The organism is Saccharibacillus deserti (genome assembly GCF_013618475.1).
GTDB lineage: Bacteria > Bacillota > Bacilli > Paenibacillales > Paenibacillaceae > Saccharibacillus > Saccharibacillus deserti.
In genome coordinates this window covers 808,683-829,210 of the sequence record NZ_JABJVN010000002.1, presented here as the reverse complement: position 1 = coordinate 829,210, position 20,528 = coordinate 808,683, and the positions used below count along the sequence as shown (strand labels likewise).

Below are 20,528 nucleotides of genomic sequence, written 5' to 3'. Positions count from 1 at the left end.
TCGATCAATCCGAAGCAAGCGGCCTCCTCGGAAAAAAATGAATAGGCTTACAACGCGTATCCGCCGTCCCTACAGGATGTATTGACTCAAATCGCGGTCTTTCGCGATATCGGACAATTTTTCCCGAACGTACTCCGGAGTAATCGTCATCTGCTCCAGATTCAGTTCCGGAGCTTCGAACGACAAATCTTCAAGCAGCTTTTCCAAAATGGTATGCAGACGGCGCGCGCCAATGTTTTCGGTATTCTGGTTTACCGAAGCGGCAATGCTCGCGATTTCGTGAATCGCTTCCGCCGAGAACGAAATTTCAATATTCTCGGTTTGAAGCAGATTGACATACTGTTTGGTCAAGGCGTTCTGGGGTTCGGTCAAAATGGCGATGAAATCTTCCAGCGTCAAACTTTCCAGTTCTACCCGAATCGGGAAACGGCCCTGAAGTTCCGGAATCAAATCCGAAGGTTTCGACACATGGAAAGCGCCGGCCGCGATAAACAGCACATAATCCGTTTTGACGGGGCCGTACTTCGTCACAACCGTCGATCCTTCCACAATGGGAAGGATATCCCGCTGTACGCCTTCGCGGGAAATATCCGGGCCATGGCCCCTGCCTCCGCCGGCGACTTTGTCGATCTCGTCGATAAAGATGATTCCGGCCTGTTCCGCCCGGCGCACCGCTTCCTGATTCACGTCGTCCATATCGATCAGCTTCGATGCTTCTTCCTGGGTCAGGGCTTTGCGGGCTTCCCGGATCGGAAGCTTGCGGCGCTTGCTCCGCTTGGGCATGAAGTTTCCGAGCATTTCCTGAATATTCATGCCCATCTGGTCGTTTCCTTGCCCGGCCAGCATGTCGAACATATTCGGCATCGCATCTTCGACATCGATCTCGATCACATCGTCTTCGAGTTTCCCGGCAAGCAGCTCGAAACGGATTTTCCGACGGCGTTCGCTAAGCGTACCTTCTTCATAGCGCGTTTTCTCCGGTTCGGGCTCGGAAGGCGCTTTGTTCTGGCCTCCAAACAGCATTTCGAACGGGTTGCGCTGGGAAGACGAAGATTTGGAGGCCGGAGCCAGAATCTCGACGATCCGTTCGTTGGCCATTTCTTCCGCGCGGTCTTTCACTTTCTCCGTACGCTCTGCCTTAACCATGCGGATTGAAGTTTCGACCAGATCGCGAACCATCGATTCGACGTCCCGGCCGACATAACCCACTTCCGTGAATTTGGTCGCTTCGACTTTGATAAAAGGCGCCCCGACCAGTTTTGCCAGCCGGCGTGCAATTTCCGTTTTGCCGACGCCCGTAGGTCCAATCATGAGAATGTTTTTCGGCACGACTTCGTCACGAGCTTCTTCGGACAGCAGGCTGCGGCGATATCGGTTGCGAAGGGCAACCGCTACCGAACGTTTCGCATTCTTCTGTCCTACGATGTACTTGTCCAGTTCCGACACGATTTCCCGCGGTGTCAGGGCTTCGTTTTTCATGACCATACCCTCCACTCCTTGGCCTGAACGCCGTTTCGATCGTCCGCTGCCGGACTTTGTAGAAACGGACGCACCGACCTGTAATTGGCATTAAAGTTCTTCGACAATGATATTATCATTCGTATAGACACAAATCTCGGCCGCGACTTTCAACGATTCAAAAGCGATCTCTTTGGCTTCCAGATCCGCATGACGCTTCAGCGCTCTTGCCGCGGACAAAGCGAAGTTGCCTCCCGAACCGATCGCGATAATATCGTCGTCCGGCTCGATAATCTCTCCGTTGCCCGAAATCAGCAGCATGCCGTCTTTATCCATGACGATCATCAGGGCTTCAAGCTTGCGCAGCATCTGGTCGGTACGCCATTCTTTGACCAGTTCGACGGCTGCACGCTGCAGATTGCCTTGATGCTCTTCCAGTTTGCCTTCGAATTTTTCGAACAAAGTGATCGCATCTCCGACAGAGCCGGCGAACCCGGCCAATACCTGGCCGCGGTACAATCTGCGCACTTTTTTCGCGTGCTGCTTCATGATGACGTTCTGTCCCATGGTTACCTGGCCGTCTCCGGCTATGGCCGCTTTACCGTTTTTGCGCACCGCGCAAATGGTCGTCGCGTGAAACGAAATTTCCATCGTGATCCTCCTCTCCGGATAGGGCGGTCAGCTGCGGACGGGATTCAGCGCATTTTCCGCCGTAAAAGCCGCCAACGCATCCAACGCGCGCATGGCCAGAGCTTCGTTTTTTTCTTTTTTGTTGCGGATCTTCTGTTCCGGTTTCGGCAGCAGTCCAAAATTGGCGTTCATCGGCTGGAAATGATCCGGATCGGCTGTCGTGATATAACGCGCCATTCCACCAAGCGTCGTTGCTTCCGGGAAAACGATCGGCTCGCGGCCGAGGGCCAGATGTGCCGCATTGATTCCCGCAATCAGACCCGACGCCGCCGATTCGACGTAGCCTTCCACACCGGTCATCTGTCCTGCAAAAAACAGATTCGGTTTGTTTTTGCACTGGTAGGTAGGTTCCAACAGCTTCGGCGAATTGATGAACGTATTGCGGTGCATGACGCCGTAGCGGACGATATCGACATTCTCAAGGCCCGGAATCATCCGGAATACCCGCTTCTGCTCGCCCCATTTCAGGTGCGTCTGGAAACCGACCAGATTGTACAGCGTGCCCGCCGCGTTGTCCTGGCGCAGCTGCACGACGGCAAACGGGTTTTTGCCCGTGCGCGGGTCGGGCAGTCCTACCGGTTTCATCGGCCCGAACAGCGCGGTCTGACGTCCTCTTTGCATCATGACCTCGATCGGCATGCAGCCCTCGAAGTAAATTTCTTTTTCAAACTCTTTGAGTTCCGCCGTTTCCGCCGTAACCAGCGCTTCGTAGAAACGGTCGAACTCTTCTTCGGTCATCGGGCAGTTCAGGTACGCCGCTTCTCCTTTGTCGTAACGGGAAGCGAGGTAAACTTTATCCATATCGATCGAATCTTTCTCGATGATCGGTGCCGCCGCATCATAAAAGTAGAAGTATTCTTCGCCCATAAAGCTTTTGATCTGCTCGGACAATGCGGGAGAAGTAAGAGGTCCCGTAGCGATGATCGTAATTCCGTCTTCGGGAATCTCCGTCACTTCTTCTTCCCGTACATCCACAAGCGGATGCTCTTTCAACGCCTGCGTAATGCCGCCCGAGAACAAGTCCCGGTCGACGGCAAGCGCTCCGCCCGCCGGAACGGCGCTGGCATCCGCTTTGCCGATCACCAGCGAATCGAGCCGGCGCATTTCTTCTTTCAACACGCCGACCGCTCCCGTAAAGCCGTTTGCCCGCAGCGAATTGCTGCAAACCAGCTCCGCAAAATAAGAAGTATGATGCGCCGGAGTTTTCACTTTCGGCCGCATCTCGTAAAGCGTGACCGGAACGCCGCGGCTGGCAATCTGCCAAGCCGCCTCGCTCCCCGCCAGTCCCGCCCCGATTACCGTTACCCGTTGATTGCTGCTCACTTCATGTTCCCCCTATATTAAACTTCCGCCGCGTCTTCGCTGTCTTCAAGCACTTCCGTATGATCGCACGACGTACATTGAAGCTTTGTCCCCTGTTTGCTGCGTTTTTCGACCATCAGCGAACTGCATACCGGACAAGGCTTCGCCGAAGGACGATCCCACGAAACGAAATCGCATTCCGGATACTTGTCGCAGCCATAGAACACGCGGCCTTTTTTGCTGCGGCGCTCCACCACATGTCCTTCTTTGCATTTCGGACAAGTCACGCCGATATTTTTGATGATTGGGCGCGTATTGCGGCAGTCCGGGAAACCGGAACAGGCCAGGAACTTGCCGAACCGTCCCATTTTGTACACCATCGGTTTGCCGCATTTGTCACACACTTCATCCGAAACTTCATCCTGGATTTCGATTTCTTTCATTTCTTCTTCGGCAAATTCGAGACGTTTCTCGAACGTACCGTAGAATTCCTGCAGAACCCGAACCCATTCTTCTTCGCCGTCCTCCACATGGTCGAGACTTTCTTCCATGTGGGCGGTGAACTCGGCATCCAGAATTTCCGGGAAAAATTGTTCCATCTGCTCATTGATCAGCTCTCCGAGTTCCGTCGGCATGAATTTCTTTTCTTCGATAGCGACGTAACCGCGTTTTTGGATGGTTTCCAAAGTAGGTGCATACGTACTCGGACGTCCGATTCCCAGCTCTTCCAGCGTTTTGACGAGGCGCGCTTCCGTATATCTTGGCGGCGGCTGCGTAAAATGCTGTTTGGGCTCGATCTCTTTGTTTTCGAGTTTGTCGCCTTTCGCGAGTGCCGGCAGGAATTTGTCTTCTTCCACGCTGCCGTCGTCGTTGCCTTCCACATAGACTTTCATGAAACCCTGGAACCGGACTTTCGAGCCGACCGCCCGGAAAGTCGCGCTGCCCGCCGCAATGTCCACCGACAGCGTATCGAGCACTGCCGACGACATCTGGCTGGCAACGAAACGTTCCCAGATCAACTTGTACAACCGGAACTGATCGCGGCTCATCGACGCTTTTACCGATTCGGGATCGCGATCCATCGAAGTCGGACGAACCGCTTCGTGCGCATCCTGCGAGCCCGCGGACTTTTTGGAATATTGACGCGGCGTTTCCGGCGAGAATTCCGCTCCGTACCGTTCGGTGATGAACGCTTTGGCTTCTTCCTGGGCGCTGCCTGCGATCCGGGTAGAGTCGGTACGCATATACGTAATCAGACCGACGGTTCCTTCTTTGCCCAAGTCGATTCCTTCATACAGCTGCTGGGCTACCGACATGGTCTTGGCTGCACGGAAGTTCAGCTTGCGCGCGGCTTCCTGCTGCAGCGAACTTGTAGTGAACGGCGGCGAAGGATTCCGCTGGCGTTCTCTTTCCTTGACTTCGCTTACCGTAAAATCTTTCCCTTGGAAAACGGCCATGACTTCCTGCACTTCCTGCTCGCTGTGCAGTTCTTTCTTGCCGCCGTCCAATTGGTGGAACTTGGCTTCGAATTCGTTGCCTTTCACGGCCAATTTGGCCGTAATGCTCCAGTATTCTTCCGGTGTAAATTCCGAGATTTCGTTTTCACGGTCAATAATCAACTTGACGGCCACGGATTGTACACGTCCTGCGGACAGCCCTTTTTTGACTTTTTTCCACAGCAGCGGACTGATCTTGTAGCCGACCAGCCGGTCCAAAATGCGACGGGCCTGTTGGGCGTTAACCAGATCCATATTAATGGGTCTCGGCGTCTTGAACGCATCCTTAACCGCCTGTTTGGTAATTTCGTTGAATACGACTCGGCAGTCCTGCGTATTGTCCAAATCGAGCGCGTGCGCCAGATGCCAGGCAATCGCTTCCCCTTCGCGATCGGGGTCGGCCGCGAGATACACTTTTTTCACTTTTTTGCTGGCGTCTTTCAGTTCTTTAAGGATAGAACCTTTGCCGCGTATCGTAATGTATTTTGGATTGAATTCGTTCTCGACCTCGACGCCGATCTGGCTTTTCGGAAGATCCCGGATGTGGCCCATAGAAGCTTTAACGATAAATTTACTGCCTAAGTACTTGCCGATCGTTTTTGCCTTTGCGGGCGATTCCACGATGACGAGCGCATCCGCCATAGGTTCGTCCTCCTCTCAGGTTGTGCGAGCGCGGCTTTTCGGACCCCATGTCCTGAACCGCGACGTTTCTTCGGATATTGCGTTGATGGATGTTGGATAGATTCAAGGTCGGAGTCAGCCGTTTGGTTCTCCTACCCACGTATAAACGGCACCGGAGAGCGACCTTACCTGGCTTTTTATGATTAACGATAGCAGAACGGAATGTAAAAGTCCAAAGTCCCACGACGTCTTCCGCTGCAGCTCGTCGATGCTGGCATCCCCTTGCTCCAATATAACGTATATCTTCCGCTCCTCTTTTGTCAATTTTTCATGTCTCTCTTTTTTTGCAGGACGCTGCGCGGACGGAATGAACAAATGCGCATACTCTTCCAAAATGTGATCCGCGCTGCCACAGGGTTTTGCTCCGTTTTTGATCAATTCAAAAGTTCCTGCGCTTTTCGGCGAAGTGACGGGACCCGGCACAGCGAAGACGTCACGGCAGGCTTCGAGTGCATAATCGGCCGTAATCAGCGAGCCGCTTTTCTCGGCCGCTTCCACAATCAGCACCCCGCGCGATAAACCGGCGATAATTCGGTTGCGCAGCGGAAACAATCCCGGAGACGGGCGCGTGCCCGGAGGGAATTCCGAAACGATCAGCCCCTGCTCGGCAATATCGCGGTGAAGTTGCCGGTGTTCCGGCGGATAGGCGATATCGGGTCCCGCACCGAGTACCGCAATGGTCGCCCCTCCGCGCTTCAACGCTTCCCGGTGGCAGCAGCCGTCTATGCCCCGTGCCATCCCGCTTACCAGACACACTCCCTGCTCCGCCAACGAGCCGGCAATCCGTTCGCAGACGATTTTCCCGTAGGAGGTCGGAGCCCGAGTACCCACGATAGCGATCCCGAATTCGTGCAGAAGTTCCCGCCTTCCGACCGTATACAGGATCCAGGGAGGTTTGGCGGTTTCCTTCATTAAAGTAGGATAAGCGTCGTCGTAAAAAGAAATAGGCTCGATCCCGAGCTTCTCCAGTTCCAGCGCTCGGTCATGGGCCCGGCCGATATTCAGCTGTCCCGCAGCGGCCGCGGATTTGCCGTCCGCTCCCAGCGCGGTCCATTCCCGCTCGGTCATTCCGAACAGCCGACCATAAGGAATCTGCTGCCTGGAAACGATTCTTACAAGACTGTACAGGCTCTGCCAGCCGATTCCTTTCGTTTCGTGAAGTGCCATCAACCATAAAGCTTCGGGCAGGGGCTGCCGGATCATGGATATTCATCCTCCTTGAGTTTTGTTGGAAAAAAGCAAAAAAGCAGCCTTTCTTCCCATAGGGAAAGAAAGGCTGCCTGCCTTGTTCGGCTTACTATTTAAGTTTCATGTTTCTTAGCGCTTAATTGAACCGCCGATCAACCTGCCGTGAACGTTTCCAGTACACCGCGTTCTTCGAGTACGGCTACAAGAGTCGCGCCCATTTCGGCCGGAGTCGGAGCAACGCGAATTCCGCATTCTTCCAACTTGGCGATTTTTTCGGCTGCCGTGCCTTTGCCGCCCGAGATAATCGCGCCGGCATGGCCCATACGCTTGCCTTCAGGCGCCGTAGCACCGCCGATGAAGCCCACGACCGGTTTGGTCATATTGGCTTTCACCCATTCGGCCGCTTCTTCTTCCGCCGTACCGCCGATTTCGCCGATCATGACAACGGCCTGCGTGCCTTCGTCTTCGTTGAACATCTTCAGAATGTCGATGAACTCCGAACCTTTGACCGGGTCTCCGCCGATACCGACCGCAGTCGACTGGCCGATACCGCGCGTGGTCAGCTGGTGCACGGCTTCATACGTCAGCGTTCCGCTGCGGGAAACGACGCCCACTTTGCCGGCTTTGTGGATATAGCCCGGCATAATGCCGATCTTGCAGGCTTCCGGCGTAATGACGCCCGGGCAGTTCGGCCCGATCAGGATCGTTTTTTTGCCTTCCATGTAACGCTTGACCTTGACCATATCCAGCACCGGAATGCCTTCCGTGATACAAATGACCAATTCAAGCTCGGCGTCTACCGCTTCCAGAATGGAGTCCGCAGCGAATGCCGGCGGAACGTAAATGACGCTCGCCGTGGCACCCGTGGCTTTTACCGCGTCGTTGACCGTGTTGAAGACCGGCAGTTTAACGCTGCTGCCGTTTTCCAAGGTGATCTCGATATCGGTGCCGCCTTTGCCCGGCGTTACGCCGCCGACCATTTGAGTGCCGTATTCGAGGGCGCCTTTGGTATGGAAAAGCCCTGTCTCGCCCGTAATGCCCTGTGTAATGACCTTCGTATTTTTATCCACCAGAATACTCATGTCCGATCCACATCCTCCGTATAAATTCGGTTTGCGAAGCTGAAGCCCAAGGAATTAAAGTCCTGCGCGTCAAGCGCTTGATCCGTATTAACGGACCAGCTCAACGATTCGCTGTGCGCCATCGGCCATCGAGTCCGCCGAAACGATATTCAGTCCCGATTCGTTCAGGATTTTCTTGCCCAGCTCAACGTTCGTGCCTTCCAGACGCACGACAAGCGGCTTGTCCAGCTTGATCTGCTTCGCGGCTTCGACTACACCGTCCGCAATTACGTCGCAGCGCATAATGCCTCCGAAAATATTGATGAAGATGCCTTTGACCTCGGGATCGGACAAAATGATCTTGAAGGCTTCCGTTACCTTTTCCTTCGTTGCACCGCCCCCTACGTCCAGGAAGTTGGCGGGTTCGCCGCCGTAGTATTTGATAATATCCATGGTGGCCATAGCCAAGCCCGCACCGTTAACCATACAGCCGATATTGCCGTCCAGCGCAATATAGCTCAGGTCGAACTTGGACGCCGCGATTTCTTTCTCGTCTTCTTCATCCAGATCGCGCAGCGCCAAAATATCTTTGTGGCGGAACAGGGCGTTGGAATCGAAATTGAGCTTGGCATCGAGCGCCATCACGTCTCCGCCGCCGGTCACGACCAAAGGATTGATCTCGGCGATCGAGCAGTCTTTGTCGATGAACGCTTCGTACAGCGCCAGCATGAACTTCGCCGCTTTGTTGACGAGCTCTTTCGGAATATTGATCGCATACGCCAGACGACGGGCCTGGAACGTCTGCAACCCGACAGCCGGGTCGACCACTTCGCGGAAGATCTTCTCGGGCGACTTGGCCGCCACTTCTTCGATCTCCGTGCCGCCTTCTTCCGAAGCCATCAGCACGACGCTGCCGGTTCCCCGGTCCACGACGACGCCAATGTAATACTCTTTCTTGATATCGCAGCCTTCTTCAATGAGAAGCCGCTTGATCTCTTTGCCTTCCGGACCTGTCTGATGGGTCACGAGCACCTTGCCGATCAATTCTTCGGCGTAGGTCCGCACTTCATCCAGACTTTTGGCGATCTTGACCCCTCCGGCCTTGCCTCGTCCGCCCGCGTGGATCTGCGCCTTAACGACGACGACTGGACTTCCGAGCTCGCGGGCTGCGTCAACGGCTTCCGCCGCACTGAACGCCACTTTACCGCGCGGCACGGAAACTCCGTACTGCTGCAAAACTTCTTTGCCTTGATATTCATGGATATTCATGTGTGAATCCTCCTATCAAATTGGCTCGCACCAGGCGGGTTGCCAGGCAGAAAAAGTACAACCTCAATCATTATAGCACGAGTGACAATCAAAATTGAAACGCTTTCTTAAAATTCGAACTATTCCGCTTTTTTCGACATTTTTTTTAATGCCCGATCCGCTGTCCGAACCGAAGTCCGCCCGATCCGACAAAAAGCCCTAATCCGCGCAACCGCGGGCATTCAAAAAACCGGAACCCTTGGGGTTCCGGTTTTTGTATTCGATCAGAGCCGCTATAAAAAACGGTCTTATTTTCCCGATGAAGATACGTTCGCCTGATGCGCGCGTGCCAGCAGATTCTGGAATCTGCCGAGCAGTTCCACAAATTCCGGCACGTCCATATTCAGATCTTTGGCAAGACATTCCGGAATTGGAGCGGCTTTGCCTTGCAGCTCGCGTCCTTTTTCCGTCAGCGAAATGAATACTTTGCGCTCGTCTTCCGTCGATCGTTTGCGTGACACAAAACCGGCATTCTCCAACCGCTTAAGCAGCGGAGTCAATGTACCGGAGTCCAAAAACAGCTCCTCGCCCAACTCTTTGACCGTTCGTTCGTCCTGCTCCCACAATACGATCAGTACGAGATACTGCGAATACGTTACGCCCAGCGATTCCAGGTAGGGCTGATACATCTTCGTAATCTCGCGCGAGCTGGCATAAATCGAGAAGCACAGCATATTGTCCAGCTGAAGCTGTGGATATTCGTTAACCTTGCTCATTCTGCGCACTCCTCTCCTTGCTTCGGTCATTTCCGAATTTGATGTACAAACATAATCGCATTAAATTTGATTGTTGTAAATACGTTTGACGCGAATTATGTAAAAAACCCGCTTATTGACTTACTCGGCTGCTGGCTTACAATAAAGAAAGAACGATTTCGAAAAAGAGGAAGCACCCTTTTCGAGGCCTGCGGGACAACCCTGCCATCCTGTGAAACGAGGTGTTTTTTGTTATGTATGGAAAAAGTTACAGCGCCTGCCTGTACGGCGTAGACGGCTTTATTGTCGAAGTGGAAGTGGATATCGCGAACGGACTGCCCCAGACAACGATTATCGGTCTGCCCGACTCGGCGATCCGGGAATCGACGGACCGTGTCAAAGCGGCGCTCAAGAACTGCGGATTCCGCTTCCCGAACCGCCGGATCACGATCAATCTGGCACCGGCCGATTTGCGAAAAGAAGGTTCTTCGCTTGATCTGGCGATCGCGCTGGGCATTCTGCTCAGCGACGAACAGCTGGGTCTGCCGGATGGCCGGCGCTTCGTCGCGGTCGGCGAACTGTCGCTTGACGGTACTCTCCGCCCCGTCCCTGGCGTTCTGGCCATGGCCGACTGCGCACGGCGCCAAGGATTCGACGCCATGCTCGTCCCGCCCGGGAACGCGGACGAAGCGTCGCTCACCGGCGGCCTTGCCGTTCACGCACTGCCGCATCTGAGCCTGCTTGTGCCCGAGCAGGAACGTGCGGAACTGGCTTCGGGCAAAGAAAAACGCTATACCTTTGATGCGGCAGGCCTGCTGCATCAACCCGGCCGCCCCGCCGATACGCCGGAAACGGCTGCCGCGAACGAAGATTACGTGGATGTGCTGGGTCAGGAGCAGGCCAAACGCGCACTGACGATTGCAGCAGCCGGGATGCACAACATTCTGCTGTCGGGACCGCCCGGAACCGGAAAAACAATGCTGATCAAACGGCTGCCCGGCATCATGACGGAGCTGACCGACAGTGAAGCGTTGGAAGCGACCAAAATTCTCAGCGCGGCCGGCCGGCTGCAGAGCGCACGCGCACGCCAGGGCTTGGTTCGCCTTCGGCCGTTCCGTTCGCCGCACCACACCATTTCGCCGTCGGGTCTTGCCGGAGGAGGAACGATTCCGCGTCCGGGAGAAGTCAGTCTGGCCCATCGCGGCGTGCTGTTTCTGGATGAGCTGCCCGAATTTTCGCGCGGAACGCTCGAGGTACTGCGTCAACCGCTGGAAGACCGCAATGTGACAATCAGCCGCGCCCGCGCCGCTTTCACGTTCCCCGCCCACTTTATGCTGGCATGCTCCATGAATCCCTGCCCCTGCGGCGGAGCGCCGGGACCGGACGGAACTTCTTCCTGCGTCTGCTCGCCGGCGGCGATCGCCCGTTATCGCGCCCGGATTTCCGGTCCGCTTCTCGACCGGATCGATATGCAGGTCGAAGTTCCCCGGCCTTCCACGAATGAACTGTCCGCGTCGGGCATGTCGTCCGCCGCGCTGCGTATTCAAGTGGAAGCGGCTGCCCGGCGGCAGCGGGAACGCTACCGATCGCTGGGCATACAGGTGAACAGCGACCTCGGCGGTGCGGCGCTGCGCCGATATGCGGCTCCCGGAAAAGAAGCCCGGCTGCTGCTGGATACCGCGATAGGCGCAATGGGACTCAGCATGCGTTCGCGCGATCGTATCCTTAAACTGGCGCTTACCATTGCGGATCTGGCGGACTCCGATGAAATCCGAAGCGAACATATCGCCGAAGCGCTTCAATACCGGCAGCTGGATCGCAAAATGCCGGAATAATTTTTTTGACGCAAACGCCAAAAAGCGGAGTTCCGCCACGGACGGGACAGGAAAGTCTCCGGTCCGGCCATGACGGGAAATCCGCATCGCTGTCGATCTTTAATTCCGGCCCTATCTCCATAGGGACCGTTCAAAAAGCTTCTTCGATATGCTCCAGAGAACGAATCTCGAGATTTCTTCCCAACATAACCGCAATCACGTCGAAACGGATCGGACGATCGGACCATCCGGCACGCTGGAGATAAATTTCGGCTGTTCGTCTGACTTTGTGGATTTTGCGGGCATCCACCGATTCGGCAGGCAGACCGAAGCCGCTGCCGCTCCGGCTGCGAACTTCGACGAACAGTACCGTTTCTCCCCGGGCCGCAATCATGTCCAGTTCACCGGACCGGCAGTTCCAGTTGCGCTCCACCAGCTGCCAGCCCTGCTGCTGGATATACAAAGCCGCCGCGTCTTCGGCGGCTTTTCCTTTGTCTTTGCGGGTAGGAGGCGACGATTCGGCAAATCCGGATGTACCCGATCCAGCAAAGGACGATTGTTGCAAAGCGGTTGGCTTGGAAGGTCCCGGCCGAGCGGAGAACTCCTTCATCGCCCGATTCTCCTTGCCGCTTCGCGGTCGCTGCGATAAACGAACGAGAGCAGCTCGGCGACAAGTCCGTACAGTTCGGCCGGAATCTGCTGATCCAGATCAAGCTTCGACAGCACTTCAACCAGGGCGGCATCTTCCTGGATCGGCACACCGGCTTCCTGGGCGCGGGCGAGAATCGCTTCCGCTACCGTACCGCTGCCTTTGGCTACGACGCTTGGAGCGGCCATCTGCTCCGGAGAATACTTGAGGGCAACCGCGCGTTTTCGCGCCGTTTCTTCAGGTTTGGCTTCTTTCATATTTTCACATCCACTCCCCGATAGGACGACGGAACAAAAGAAAGCGGAGTTTCGCTTGCTCCCGCGGCGCTTTCCGCACGCTGGGGCAGGGTATCCGTCCGCAGCGCCATCAGCTGGTACCCGGCCGATTCGAGCGCAGAAGCAATCTGCGGCTGTCCGGCTTCAAGCAGGGGACGCACCCATTCTTCGTCGTTGCGGAAATTAAGACTGACTTTACGGTCGACTACCTGAACGTCCACCACCGTATGTCCCAGTGCTTTCATATCCAGGTCGAACCACAGGCGGCAGTTCGAAGCATCGAGTTCGCCTTTGGCCCCCCGTCTTGATTCGATTTGGACCGAAGCGGTCTGATTGCCGTCGGGGCCCACAAACGGAAGAAACATCGTCACCTGGGCAAACGGAGCCGTACGGTCCGTATTCAGCAGCAGCTGCTGTCCGGTCAACTGCTGAACGGCCTGCTGCGCCGCGTCTTTCACTGCGGCCGGGAGCGTATCCGAAGCGGAGAGCTGGAGCAGCAGCGACTTAAGCGTCTCGCGCACTTCGGCAGCGGCCGGCGCGGCACCCGCCGGTTGGACGGTTCCGGCGGAAGGAAGTTCGCTGCCAAGGCGCGTATTCTCGCCCTGCACACCGCGCAGCACCTGATCTGCGGCGGCCCGAACGGCCGCGGAAATGCCGGGCGGCGTGTCGGTATTCGCCGTCGGCACAAGCGCTGCCGGGACAGGCGGCTGCGTACCCGCCCGGGGTTCCGGCTGCGGCGATGCAGCGGCCGGTGCCGATTGGGCGGCCGCAGGCTGCGCCGCAGCGGGCGGTGCCGCGTTCATCAGCGTCGAACGCGCGGCCTGCTGCTCGTGCTCCGCGCCGAGCATCTTGAGCAGACGGCCGACCCAGGGAGCGTTCTCCGCTCCATCTGGCGGTGCCTGCTGCGGAGCCGCTTGGGCGGCAGCGGCAGGCGGCTGTCCCGCCGCTGCCGTGCTTCCGGCGGCGGCGGAACGCAGTTCGCCGAGCAGCGCCTGCACTTTGCGCAGCAGGACGGCATCCGGCGAAGCGGACGCCGTTCCGTTCGCTGCGGCGGTTCCCTGCGCCGCGCGGCTGTCCGCGGCGGACGCCGGAGCGGCCTGCGGAGCCGCCGCTGCCGGCGCTTGGGCCGCGGCTGCGGGCGAACCTGCCGCCCCTGCAGCGGCTTTCGGTCCGCCCGCTTCGCCGGTGCCGGTTCCTGCACCGGCAGATGCCCGGGCGGCCGCGCGGGCCTGCGCTGCCGGCCCGCTCTCCTCGCTGCCGAGCTGTCCGGCAGCGGCAGTCATGCCCGCGCCGGCAGCTGCCGGCGGCGCGGCGGGGCTTCCGCTGCCCGCGGCTGCGGCAGCTGCACCCGGCGTCGGTGCCGCCGCGGTTTGGCCGCCGGCCGCAGCGGCGCCCGGCGCGCTCCCTGCAGGCCCCGTCAGGCCTGCTGTGCCCGACTGCCCGCCGGCGGCGGTACGGCCTGGCAGCGCAGGCTCTTCACCCGCCGAGTCTCCCAGCTGTGCCAGTACGGCCGCAACCTGCTGACCCAGATTCTGGAGTACCGCGGAAGCGGGAGGCCCAAACACGGCCTGCTGCATACCGGCGATACTCTGCGGCGTGACCGGAAGTCCGCGCTGCTGCAAAATCCCGATCGAACGGACCCACTGCTGCGCATCGACCGCAGCCGGTTTTTGCGCAAGCAGATTGCGTACATCTGCGGCTTGTTCGCGGGTGAGCGGGATCTCGGCCTGCTGCATCATCCGAACGAGTTCGCGGTTCTGTTTATTGTCCGGCAGCGCCAGCTGCTTCAGTGTGTCCTCCATCGACTGGGCGCCGCCGGCGGCACCGGGAGGAGCCGCTACCGGCTTCATGACGACCGAACCGTCTTCGGCGGCGGGCTGAACCTGCATAAACGCGGTCTGGCCCGCCCGCAGCGGCGTTTCCAGCTTCGCATTCACTTTGACGCCCTGAATCTGAATCACCGCTTCTTTGCCATCTTCCGATACCGATTGAACAACGCCGCGCACGACCTGTCCTTCGCGCAGATCCAACTGTTTGACTTCGCCGGGCTTGGCATCCCCGATCATACTTTTGAATAACGATCCGATATTCATCTCGCTCACCTCGCTTTCCCAGTTCGTAGCTGCCCGTTCACGGGCAAACCTTCCTATACCGGTATATCGGAAAAACATCCCCGCTCATTAAGAACCCGGTACCAAATATCCGATTCTATCGCAGCTGTTCGTATTCCGCTTTCATTTTCACCAAGAAACTTTGCCGGTGCAAAGGGCTGATTCCGAGTTCGAGAATACGCTCGCGGTGCGCAGCCGTACCGTAACCTTTGTGTACCGCAATGCCGTAACCGGGATAGTCCCGTTCCCACTCTCCGGCACACAGACGATCCCGGGTCACTTTCGCAATGATAGATGCCGCTCCGATGCTTTGGCTGAGCGAATCCCCTTTGATGATCGCGCGCTGCGGCAGATCTACCTGAATCGTCTCCGCATCGACAAGCAGAGCCTGAACCTCGGCGTTTAACGCTTCCACGGCCATTTTCATCGCAAGCCGGGAGGCTTGTTTGATATTGATCCGGTCGATCGTTTCCGCGTTGACGCGGCCTATTCCGATAGCCACCGCTTCTTCTGTAATGAGGTCATACAGCTCATCGCGCTTTTTCTCCGACAGTTTTTTGGAATCGTCGATTCCTTCGATTTTGAGTCCCGTCGGCAGAATAACCGCGGCCGCTACCACATCGCCAAACATGCAGCCCCGTCCGACTTCGTCCACGCCGGCAATCCGTTCGTATCCTTCCGCCCACAGTTCTTTCTCCAGAGCCAGACGGTCGATCTCCACTTTTTCCTTTTTCGGTTTGGGCGGGCTGTCCGGTCCTTTTTTTGTTTTGGGCATGTGAATCTCCTCCGTTTTCTTTATATTAACGCATTTGCTTTGTCCGGTTCGATCCGTATGTAAAAAGGACCGCCGCAGCAGCCGCAGCGACCGCCGGGAATGTTCGGCATGCGAACATTCCCCGTGCGATCCATGCTCCTGATTCGACGATCCTTTGCCGCGCTGCCTGCGCGGTTTACTGCGGATACATACAGCCTGATGATCCGTTTGGGGCGCGAAGCCCTAAAACGGTTCTTCGAGCGAGAAACGGCCCATTTTGCCGGAACGAAGTTCCCGGAGGAACAGAATCGAAGCCTTTTGCAGATCGACCCGCCCTCCGCTCATCAGACAGCCGCGTTTGCGACCGATTGCTTCCATAATCCGGATAATTTCGTCCGCATCATCGAACGTTTCCGGGCGCTCGCCAAGCACGAAACGCTCCGACAAACGGCCCCAGTAATGTTCCGCAAAATACTTGATTGCAAAGAAAGTAACTTCTTCCACGTTCAGTACGTCTTCTTTGATCGCACCGGTTACCGCAAGCTTCATGCCGACGTTCTGATCTTCGAACTTCGGCCACAAAATGCCCGGCGTATCGAGCAGTTCCATCTCTTTGCCGACTTTGATCCACTGCTGGCCTTTGGTTACGCCCGGACGGTCGCCCGTCTCGGCGATACTTTTGCCGGCAAGGCGGTTGATCAGCGTCGACTTCCCCACGTTGGGAATCCCGACAATCAATGCCCGGATCGCACGCGGGTTCATGCCTTTGGCGATCTGGCGGTCTATTTTTTCCTGCAGCAGCAGTTTGGCCTGAATCGAAATATCTTTCATGCCGCGTCCGCCCGAAGAATCGGTCTCGATCGCCGTATGGCCTTCTTCGCGGAAATAGTCGATCCACTTTTTCGTCATTTCGGGATCCGCCAGGTCCGACTTGTTCAGCAGGATCAGGCGGGGCTTGTCTTTTAAAATATCACCGATCATCGGATTGCGGCTGGACAGCGGAAGTCGGGCATCAAGCAGCTCGATCGCAAGATCGATCAGACTCAGCTTCGCTTCGATCTGTCTGCGCGCACGGGTCATGTGACCGGGAAACCATTGGATTGTCATAACGGTGTTTCACCTCTCTTGGCGGCCGACCGCTCAACTGAACGCGGTCCGGCCTGTCATGCTCCGCCTGCCGTCTTACGGCCGAAGGCGCTTAATGGTTGACGATATGCAAGTCGCTGAACGGCCAGAAGACCAGATCCGCACGGCCGGTAATGTCGCTGTAAGGAACGTAGCCGATCATCCGGCTGTCCTTGCTGTTGGGACGATTGTCGCCCATAACGAACACGTGCCCTTCGGGAACCGTTCCGTCCGGAAAGCTCGAGTTCGGAAAATTCGTGTTGTTGTTGTAAGTGACGTTATTGGCGTGAGCCTCGTCCAGCACACCCTGAATATAAGGCTCGCTGATGATTTTGCCGTTGACCGTCACTTCGTCGCCTTCGACTTTGACGGTATCGCCCGGCAGCGCAATTACACGTTTGATAAACTCCTTGTTGTCTTCGGAAGGCACTTTGAAAACGATAACCTCGTCTTTTTTCGGAGGACGGATGTCGTAAAGAATCTTGTTGACGATAACCCGCTCGCTGTCATGAAAATTCGGCTGCATCGAGGACCCGTCGACCATGTAAGGCGCAAACAGAAGCCAGCGGATCACAAAGACCAAGACCAGCGCGATCGCGATCGCCTTTACCCACTCGAGCGTCTCGCTTTTCACTTTATTCTTCGGATTTTTAGGCGCTTCTTCCGATGACTGCGCGGGATGGTTCACGTTTTCTTCCATAGCTTGCCCTCTCCTTACGGTTAATATCCAAACATCAGCATTTTGCAAAAACGTCCGACAGCGAAGGGATACCTCGCGCCGTCCGGTTTTGAGAAATGCTCATATTTCCGGAGGTTTTGGGAATAAAACGAAAGGAGCTTGTTTCCAAGCTCCCCATTTTCGTCCGTTCTTTTCCCGAAACGGGAAATTAACGACGAACTTCTTTAATTCTTGCTGCTTTACCGCGCAGATCACGCAGGTAGTACAGTTTCGCGCGACGAACTTTACCGTAACGCACGACTTCGATTTTGTCGAGTTTAGGCGAGTTGATCGGGAAAGTTCTTTCCACGCCCACGCCGTAAGAGATCTTACGAACTGTGAAAGTTTCGGCAATGCCGCCACCTTTGCGCTTGATCACAACACCTTCAAACAACTGGATACGTTCGCGAGTTCCCTCGATAACCTTAACGTGCACTTTCAAAGTGTCGCCAGGACGGAAGCTCGGAATATCTTTGCGCAGTTGTTCCTGAGTAAGAGTTTGAATCAGATTCATGTTTGTTTCCTCCTTCCACACATGCGTTCGTACGTCTTCTTCGGAAAAATTTCCGCCTCATCATTCGCAGAGGACCGCAAGATTACACAACGGATTGATTTTACCATGTATGCAGGCAAAAAGGCAATAGATTAATGCAAACTTTTTCTTTTCTAACAAATCGATTCTTCAGAGAAGCCCATGCAGAACCCGTTACCACTTGGAAGAACCCGATGAACGGCCTCCTCCTTTGCCCCAGGAAGAAGATCCGCTGGAGCGTCCGCCTCCCCAGCTGGAACTGCCTGAAGAACGGCCGCCACCGCTGCGGCCGCCCGAACCTCCGCCCAGACCGCCTCCAAAGCCTCCGCCTCCCCGGCTGCCCATATTCGCACGCTGAACAGCTATCCGGTAATCCCGTTCCATCTCTTCGAATACCTGTCGGGCATACGCCGTTTGAGAGGCCGCTTCGTCAAACCGCCCTTCCGCGATCTGTCTCCGGGCTTCCGACTCAAAAGCTTCGTAACGCCCCATATACGAACGGGTCTGAAGATACCGGCGATAAGACGGTTCGCGGCCGAGGAATTCCCCGTTCAGCTGTTCCAACTGCCGGATCGCTTCGTTCCTCTGCTGTTCCAATTCACGGATATGCCGGGCAAAATCTGCCGCATTGCGCTCATAGGCGGCCAGCAGGGGCTCCGTTTGCAGCAGATCGACCGGTACGCTTTGCAGCGCGGCAGATACGGCTTCGCCGCCGGATTCGGCGGTATCCAGGACCCGTTCATATTCCGGCATCCTCACGCCCATTGCCCGATACGACGCACCCGCCTGCCGGAACACGCTGCGCGCTCCTTCGAACCGCTGCTGCGCCGCCCAATGCTGCGCTTCCAGCTCTTCGGCATACCCCAAAGCTTCGCGCATCAGCTCGCGCGAACGCGCAGTCCGTTCGTCGACCCGGTCGCTTTTTTCCCGTGCGGCTTTGTAATACTGGACCTGCGGGTTGAGTGCCGAACGGATTTCCGGCAGCAGGCGCCGAATCTCTTCCGCCGCTTGGGCAATCTCTTCTTGGCGGCGGCGCTGCGAATCCAGATGGGATTCGGCATACCGGCTGCGCAGCTGCGCCAGACCCTGCTCGTACCGCGGTTCGAACGCTTCCACTTCCTGCAGCAGCACTTCCGCATCCCGCAGCGATTCCGCAGACGAAGTCCGGCTCTCCAGACGGCGGTTCACCATCTGCTTCGCTTCTTCGATCCGTGCGGCAATCTCCTGCGCACACGCTTGGGCTGCCGGCACATCCCCGGACCGGATCAGATCCCGAAGCCGCTCCGTCTCGCCGCCCGCTTCGCTCAATACCCGGAACGGATCTTCTTCGGTCAGCTTTAACTCTTCGCGCTCCACGACCGGGCGAAGTTCACGCTCCGTACGGACGATCCTTTCGGGCCACTGCGGAGCTTCCGCTGCGATGGCGCTCAGCGTTCCCAGACTGCCGGACACTTCCTGCAGCTTGGCTGCCGCCTGTTCCGCAGGTGCGGCTGCCTGCATGACATCGAACTCGTCCAGACCATCCGCCTGGGCAAGCAGCGCCGAAGCCCCCTCGAATTCGCGCTGCAGGACATCCAGCGGATAGCCGGTTTCCTCGCGCAGCTTCTCGAGCTTCCGGCGCGTCTCTTCGGCGAGGACCTTGCCTTCGCTTACCCGGCGCCGCACATCCGCAAAACTCGCTGCAACGAGCTCGTAGCGTTCGTTCAGCGCTTCGATCTTGTCTTCCCATTCCCCGACTTCGAGAGTCAGCGTATCCAAGCGCTTGCGCTGGGCTCCGGAAGCGAAGGTTCCCGGCCGAAAATCTTCGAGACGCGAAGCCAGTTCTCCGCCCGCCTGATGCAGTTCAACCGTTTCCCGGCTGATTTCTTCCGCTTCCTTCAGCGTCTCGCCCTGCACAAAGCCCATCTCGACTTCGCGAAACAGATCCGACAGCATAATGCCGTCCACAACGGCCGCTGCTTTCTGCTGGCGCTGCCTCAGCTCTCCGGCACGCTTTTTCACCTGCGAGCCTGCACGATACATACTGAAGGAGATATACAACACGATTCCGAGAACGCCAAGGGCAAGAATCGCGTACAACCATCCTCCTCCCGCCAGGAATCCGCCGGAAGATCCGTTTCCGTTGATATAACCGCCGACGGCAAGCGCACCGGCAGCCGGCCCGTTTCTGGTCGCTTCCGGAACGAAATACCGGTCGAGAATCTGCTGCGCCTCGCCGTCGCGTCCGTCTCCCATTTCCAAATGCACCGAATTGGGATCGCTCACGATCACAAGCAGCAGCTCGTTTTTGTCCAGCCCCCAGCTGTCATACGTTTCGGCCGACAATCTTGAGCCTTCGCTTTCGCTCAATCCGCTTTCCGTCAGTACATAAATCGGACGCGATCCGTTCGACAGTTCTTTCTCCAGCTGCCGCTTCTCGTTTGAGGTGAACAAATTCGCTTCATCGGTGACGATGCCGCTTTTTAGGGGAGCTGCAGCGGCTATCGGCAGCGCCAAGGCAAACAGTAGGACCGCAAGCAGTGCAGGCAGAACCTTTTCTATGCGTTTTCTTCCCATGGTAAGTTCCTTCCTTTCTTCTTTCTCTATCGCCGGTATCCCGTTATACGTTCTTTTCTTATGTAACCTTTTTGGGAGCGGCTGCCCCTTCCAGTTTAGCATTTCCCGCACAAAA

Annotated in this window: 17 protein-coding genes; 1 reads left to right on the top strand and 16 read right to left on the bottom strand. The window is 56.7% G+C overall.

Features of this window, described 5'->3' with window-relative positions; translation table 11 throughout:
* Positions 1-69: 69 nt before the first annotated feature.
* The 8 genes from hslU to HOP44_RS09725 all read right to left on the bottom strand — a co-directional run bounded on the left by hslU (position 70) and on the right by HOP44_RS09725 (position 9,900).
* Positions 70-1,479 (bottom strand): ATP-dependent protease ATPase subunit HslU, encoded by a 1,410-nt coding sequence (gene hslU, locus HOP44_RS09760; protein ID WP_172252801.1) that lies wholly within the window; start codon positions 1,477-1,479, stop codon positions 70-72.
* Positions 1,480-1,569: 90 nt separating this feature from the next.
* Positions 1,570-2,109: an ATP-dependent protease subunit HslV gene (gene hslV / locus HOP44_RS09755; protein ID WP_172194437.1), complete on the bottom strand. Its 540-nt coding sequence runs from the start codon at positions 2,107-2,109 to the stop codon at positions 1,570-1,572.
* 27 nt (positions 2,110-2,136) lie between these two features.
* The gene (trmFO, locus tag HOP44_RS09750; protein WP_172252799.1) at positions 2,137-3,471 is read right to left on the bottom strand and encodes an FADH(2)-oxidizing methylenetetrahydrofolate--tRNA-(uracil(54)-C(5))-methyltransferase TrmFO; all 1,335 of its coding nucleotides are present in this window, start codon (positions 3,469-3,471) and stop codon (positions 2,137-2,139) included.
* Positions 3,472-3,488: 17 nt separating this feature from the next.
* Positions 3,489-5,588 carry a type I DNA topoisomerase gene (gene topA / locus HOP44_RS09745; protein WP_172252797.1) on the bottom strand — a complete coding sequence of 700 codons (2,100 nt, stop codon included), beginning with the start codon at positions 5,586-5,588 and terminating at the stop codon, positions 3,489-3,491.
* Positions 5,589-5,702: 114 nt separating this feature from the next.
* Positions 5,703-6,830: a DNA-processing protein DprA gene (gene dprA, locus HOP44_RS09740; RefSeq protein ID WP_172252795.1), complete on the bottom strand. Its 1,128-nt coding sequence runs from the start codon at positions 6,828-6,830 to the stop codon at positions 5,703-5,705.
* A gap of 137 nt (positions 6,831-6,967) precedes the next feature.
* Complete coding sequence (sucD, locus tag HOP44_RS09735; protein WP_172252793.1) at positions 6,968-7,897, bottom strand: succinate--CoA ligase subunit alpha; 930 nt, start codon at positions 7,895-7,897, stop codon at positions 6,968-6,970.
* 87 nt (positions 7,898-7,984) lie between these two features.
* On the bottom strand, positions 7,985-9,145 hold the full coding sequence (sucC, locus tag HOP44_RS09730) for an ADP-forming succinate--CoA ligase subunit beta (protein WP_172194432.1): 1,161 nt from the start codon (positions 9,143-9,145) through the stop codon (positions 7,985-7,987).
* A gap of 287 nt (positions 9,146-9,432) precedes the next feature.
* Positions 9,433-9,900 carry a MarR family winged helix-turn-helix transcriptional regulator gene (locus HOP44_RS09725; protein WP_172252791.1) on the bottom strand — a complete coding sequence of 156 codons (468 nt, stop codon included), beginning with the start codon at positions 9,898-9,900 and terminating at the stop codon, positions 9,433-9,435.
* A gap of 233 nt (positions 9,901-10,133) precedes the next feature.
* Here HOP44_RS09725 and HOP44_RS09720 point away from each other — a divergent pair, with 233 nt between their 5' ends.
* A complete protein-coding gene (locus HOP44_RS09720) occupies positions 10,134-11,714 on the top strand; it encodes a YifB family Mg chelatase-like AAA ATPase (RefSeq protein WP_172252789.1) in 1,581 nt (526 codons plus the stop codon).
* Positions 11,715-11,844: 130 nt separating this feature from the next.
* Here the strand turns inward: HOP44_RS09720 and HOP44_RS09715 are convergent, their stop codons facing one another.
* The 8 genes from HOP44_RS09715 to HOP44_RS09680 form a co-directional block, all read right to left on the bottom strand.
* Complete coding sequence (locus tag HOP44_RS09715; protein WP_172252787.1) at positions 11,845-12,303, bottom strand: YraN family protein; 459 nt, start codon at positions 12,301-12,303, stop codon at positions 11,845-11,847.
* A complete protein-coding gene (locus tag HOP44_RS09710; protein ID WP_172252785.1) occupies positions 12,300-12,599 on the bottom strand; it encodes an EscU/YscU/HrcU family type III secretion system export apparatus switch protein in 300 nt (99 codons plus the stop codon). The genes HOP44_RS09715 and HOP44_RS09710 overlap by 4 nt, the downstream gene beginning before the upstream one ends.
* Positions 12,596-14,710, bottom strand: a complete 2,115-nt coding sequence (locus tag HOP44_RS09705; protein WP_172252783.1) for a flagellar hook-length control protein FliK — start codon at positions 14,708-14,710, stop codon at positions 12,596-12,598. Before HOP44_RS09705 ends, HOP44_RS09710 begins: the two co-directional genes overlap by 4 nt.
* A 115-nt stretch (positions 14,711-14,825) precedes the next feature.
* Positions 14,826-15,503: a ribonuclease HII gene (locus HOP44_RS09700; protein ID WP_172252781.1), complete on the bottom strand. Its 678-nt coding sequence runs from the start codon at positions 15,501-15,503 to the stop codon at positions 14,826-14,828.
* Between the two features lie 222 nt (positions 15,504-15,725).
* Positions 15,726-16,589 (bottom strand): ribosome biogenesis GTPase YlqF, encoded by an 864-nt coding sequence (ylqF, locus tag HOP44_RS09695; RefSeq protein ID WP_172252779.1) that lies wholly within the window; start codon positions 16,587-16,589, stop codon positions 15,726-15,728.
* 91 nt (positions 16,590-16,680) lie between these two features.
* Positions 16,681-17,307 (bottom strand): signal peptidase I, encoded by a 627-nt coding sequence (gene lepB / locus HOP44_RS09690; RefSeq protein WP_172252777.1) that lies wholly within the window; start codon positions 17,305-17,307, stop codon positions 16,681-16,683.
* Positions 17,308-17,494: 187 nt separating this feature from the next.
* Positions 17,495-17,839: a 50S ribosomal protein L19 gene (gene rplS, locus HOP44_RS09685; protein WP_172194423.1), complete on the bottom strand. Its 345-nt coding sequence runs from the start codon at positions 17,837-17,839 to the stop codon at positions 17,495-17,497.
* A gap of 192 nt (positions 17,840-18,031) precedes the next feature.
* On the bottom strand, positions 18,032-20,413 hold the full coding sequence (locus HOP44_RS09680; protein WP_172252775.1) for a TPM domain-containing protein: 2,382 nt from the start codon (positions 20,411-20,413) through the stop codon (positions 18,032-18,034).
* Positions 20,414-20,528 lie beyond the last annotated feature (115 nt).

Coding starts and splice junctions, on each gene's coding strand:
- hslU (WP_172252801.1), bottom strand. CDS start 1,479: ATGAAAAACGAAGCCCTGACACCGCGGGAAATCGTGTCGGAACTGGAC.
- hslV (WP_172194437.1), bottom strand. CDS start 2,109: ATGGAAATTTCGTTTCACGCGACGACCATTTGCGCGGTGCGCAAAAAC.
- topA (WP_172252797.1), bottom strand. CDS start 5,588: ATGGCGGATGCGCTCGTCATCGTGGAATCGCCCGCAAAGGCAAAAACG.
- dprA (WP_172252795.1), bottom strand. CDS start 6,830: ATGATCCGGCAGCCCCTGCCCGAAGCTTTATGGTTGATGGCACTTCAC.
- sucD (WP_172252793.1), bottom strand. CDS start 7,897: ATGAGTATTCTGGTGGATAAAAATACGAAGGTCATTACACAGGGCATT.
- sucC (WP_172194432.1), bottom strand. CDS start 9,145: ATGAATATCCATGAATATCAAGGCAAAGAAGTTTTGCAGCAGTACGGA.
- HOP44_RS09725 (WP_172252791.1), bottom strand. CDS start 9,900: ATGAGCAAGGTTAACGAATATCCACAGCTTCAGCTGGACAATATGCTG.
- HOP44_RS09720 (WP_172252789.1), top strand. CDS start 10,134: ATGTATGGAAAAAGTTACAGCGCCTGCCTGTACGGCGTAGACGGCTTT.
- HOP44_RS09715 (WP_172252787.1), bottom strand. CDS start 12,303: ATGAAGGAGTTCTCCGCTCGGCCGGGACCTTCCAAGCCAACCGCTTTG.
- HOP44_RS09710 (WP_172252785.1), bottom strand. CDS start 12,599: ATGAAAGAAGCCAAACCTGAAGAAACGGCGCGAAAACGCGCGGTTGCC.
- HOP44_RS09705 (WP_172252783.1), bottom strand. CDS start 14,710: ATGAATATCGGATCGTTATTCAAAAGTATGATCGGGGATGCCAAGCCC.
- HOP44_RS09700 (WP_172252781.1), bottom strand. CDS start 15,503: ATGCCCAAAACAAAAAAAGGACCGGACAGCCCGCCCAAACCGAAAAAG.
- ylqF (WP_172252779.1), bottom strand. CDS start 16,589: ATGACAATCCAATGGTTTCCCGGTCACATGACCCGTGCGCGCAGACAG.
- lepB (WP_172252777.1), bottom strand. CDS start 17,307: ATGGAAGAAAACGTGAACCATCCCGCGCAGTCATCGGAAGAAGCGCCT.
- rplS (WP_172194423.1), bottom strand. CDS start 17,839: ATGAATCTGATTCAAACTCTTACTCAGGAACAACTGCGCAAAGATATT.
- HOP44_RS09680 (WP_172252775.1), bottom strand. CDS start 20,413: ATGGGAAGAAAACGCATAGAAAAGGTTCTGCCTGCACTGCTTGCGGTC.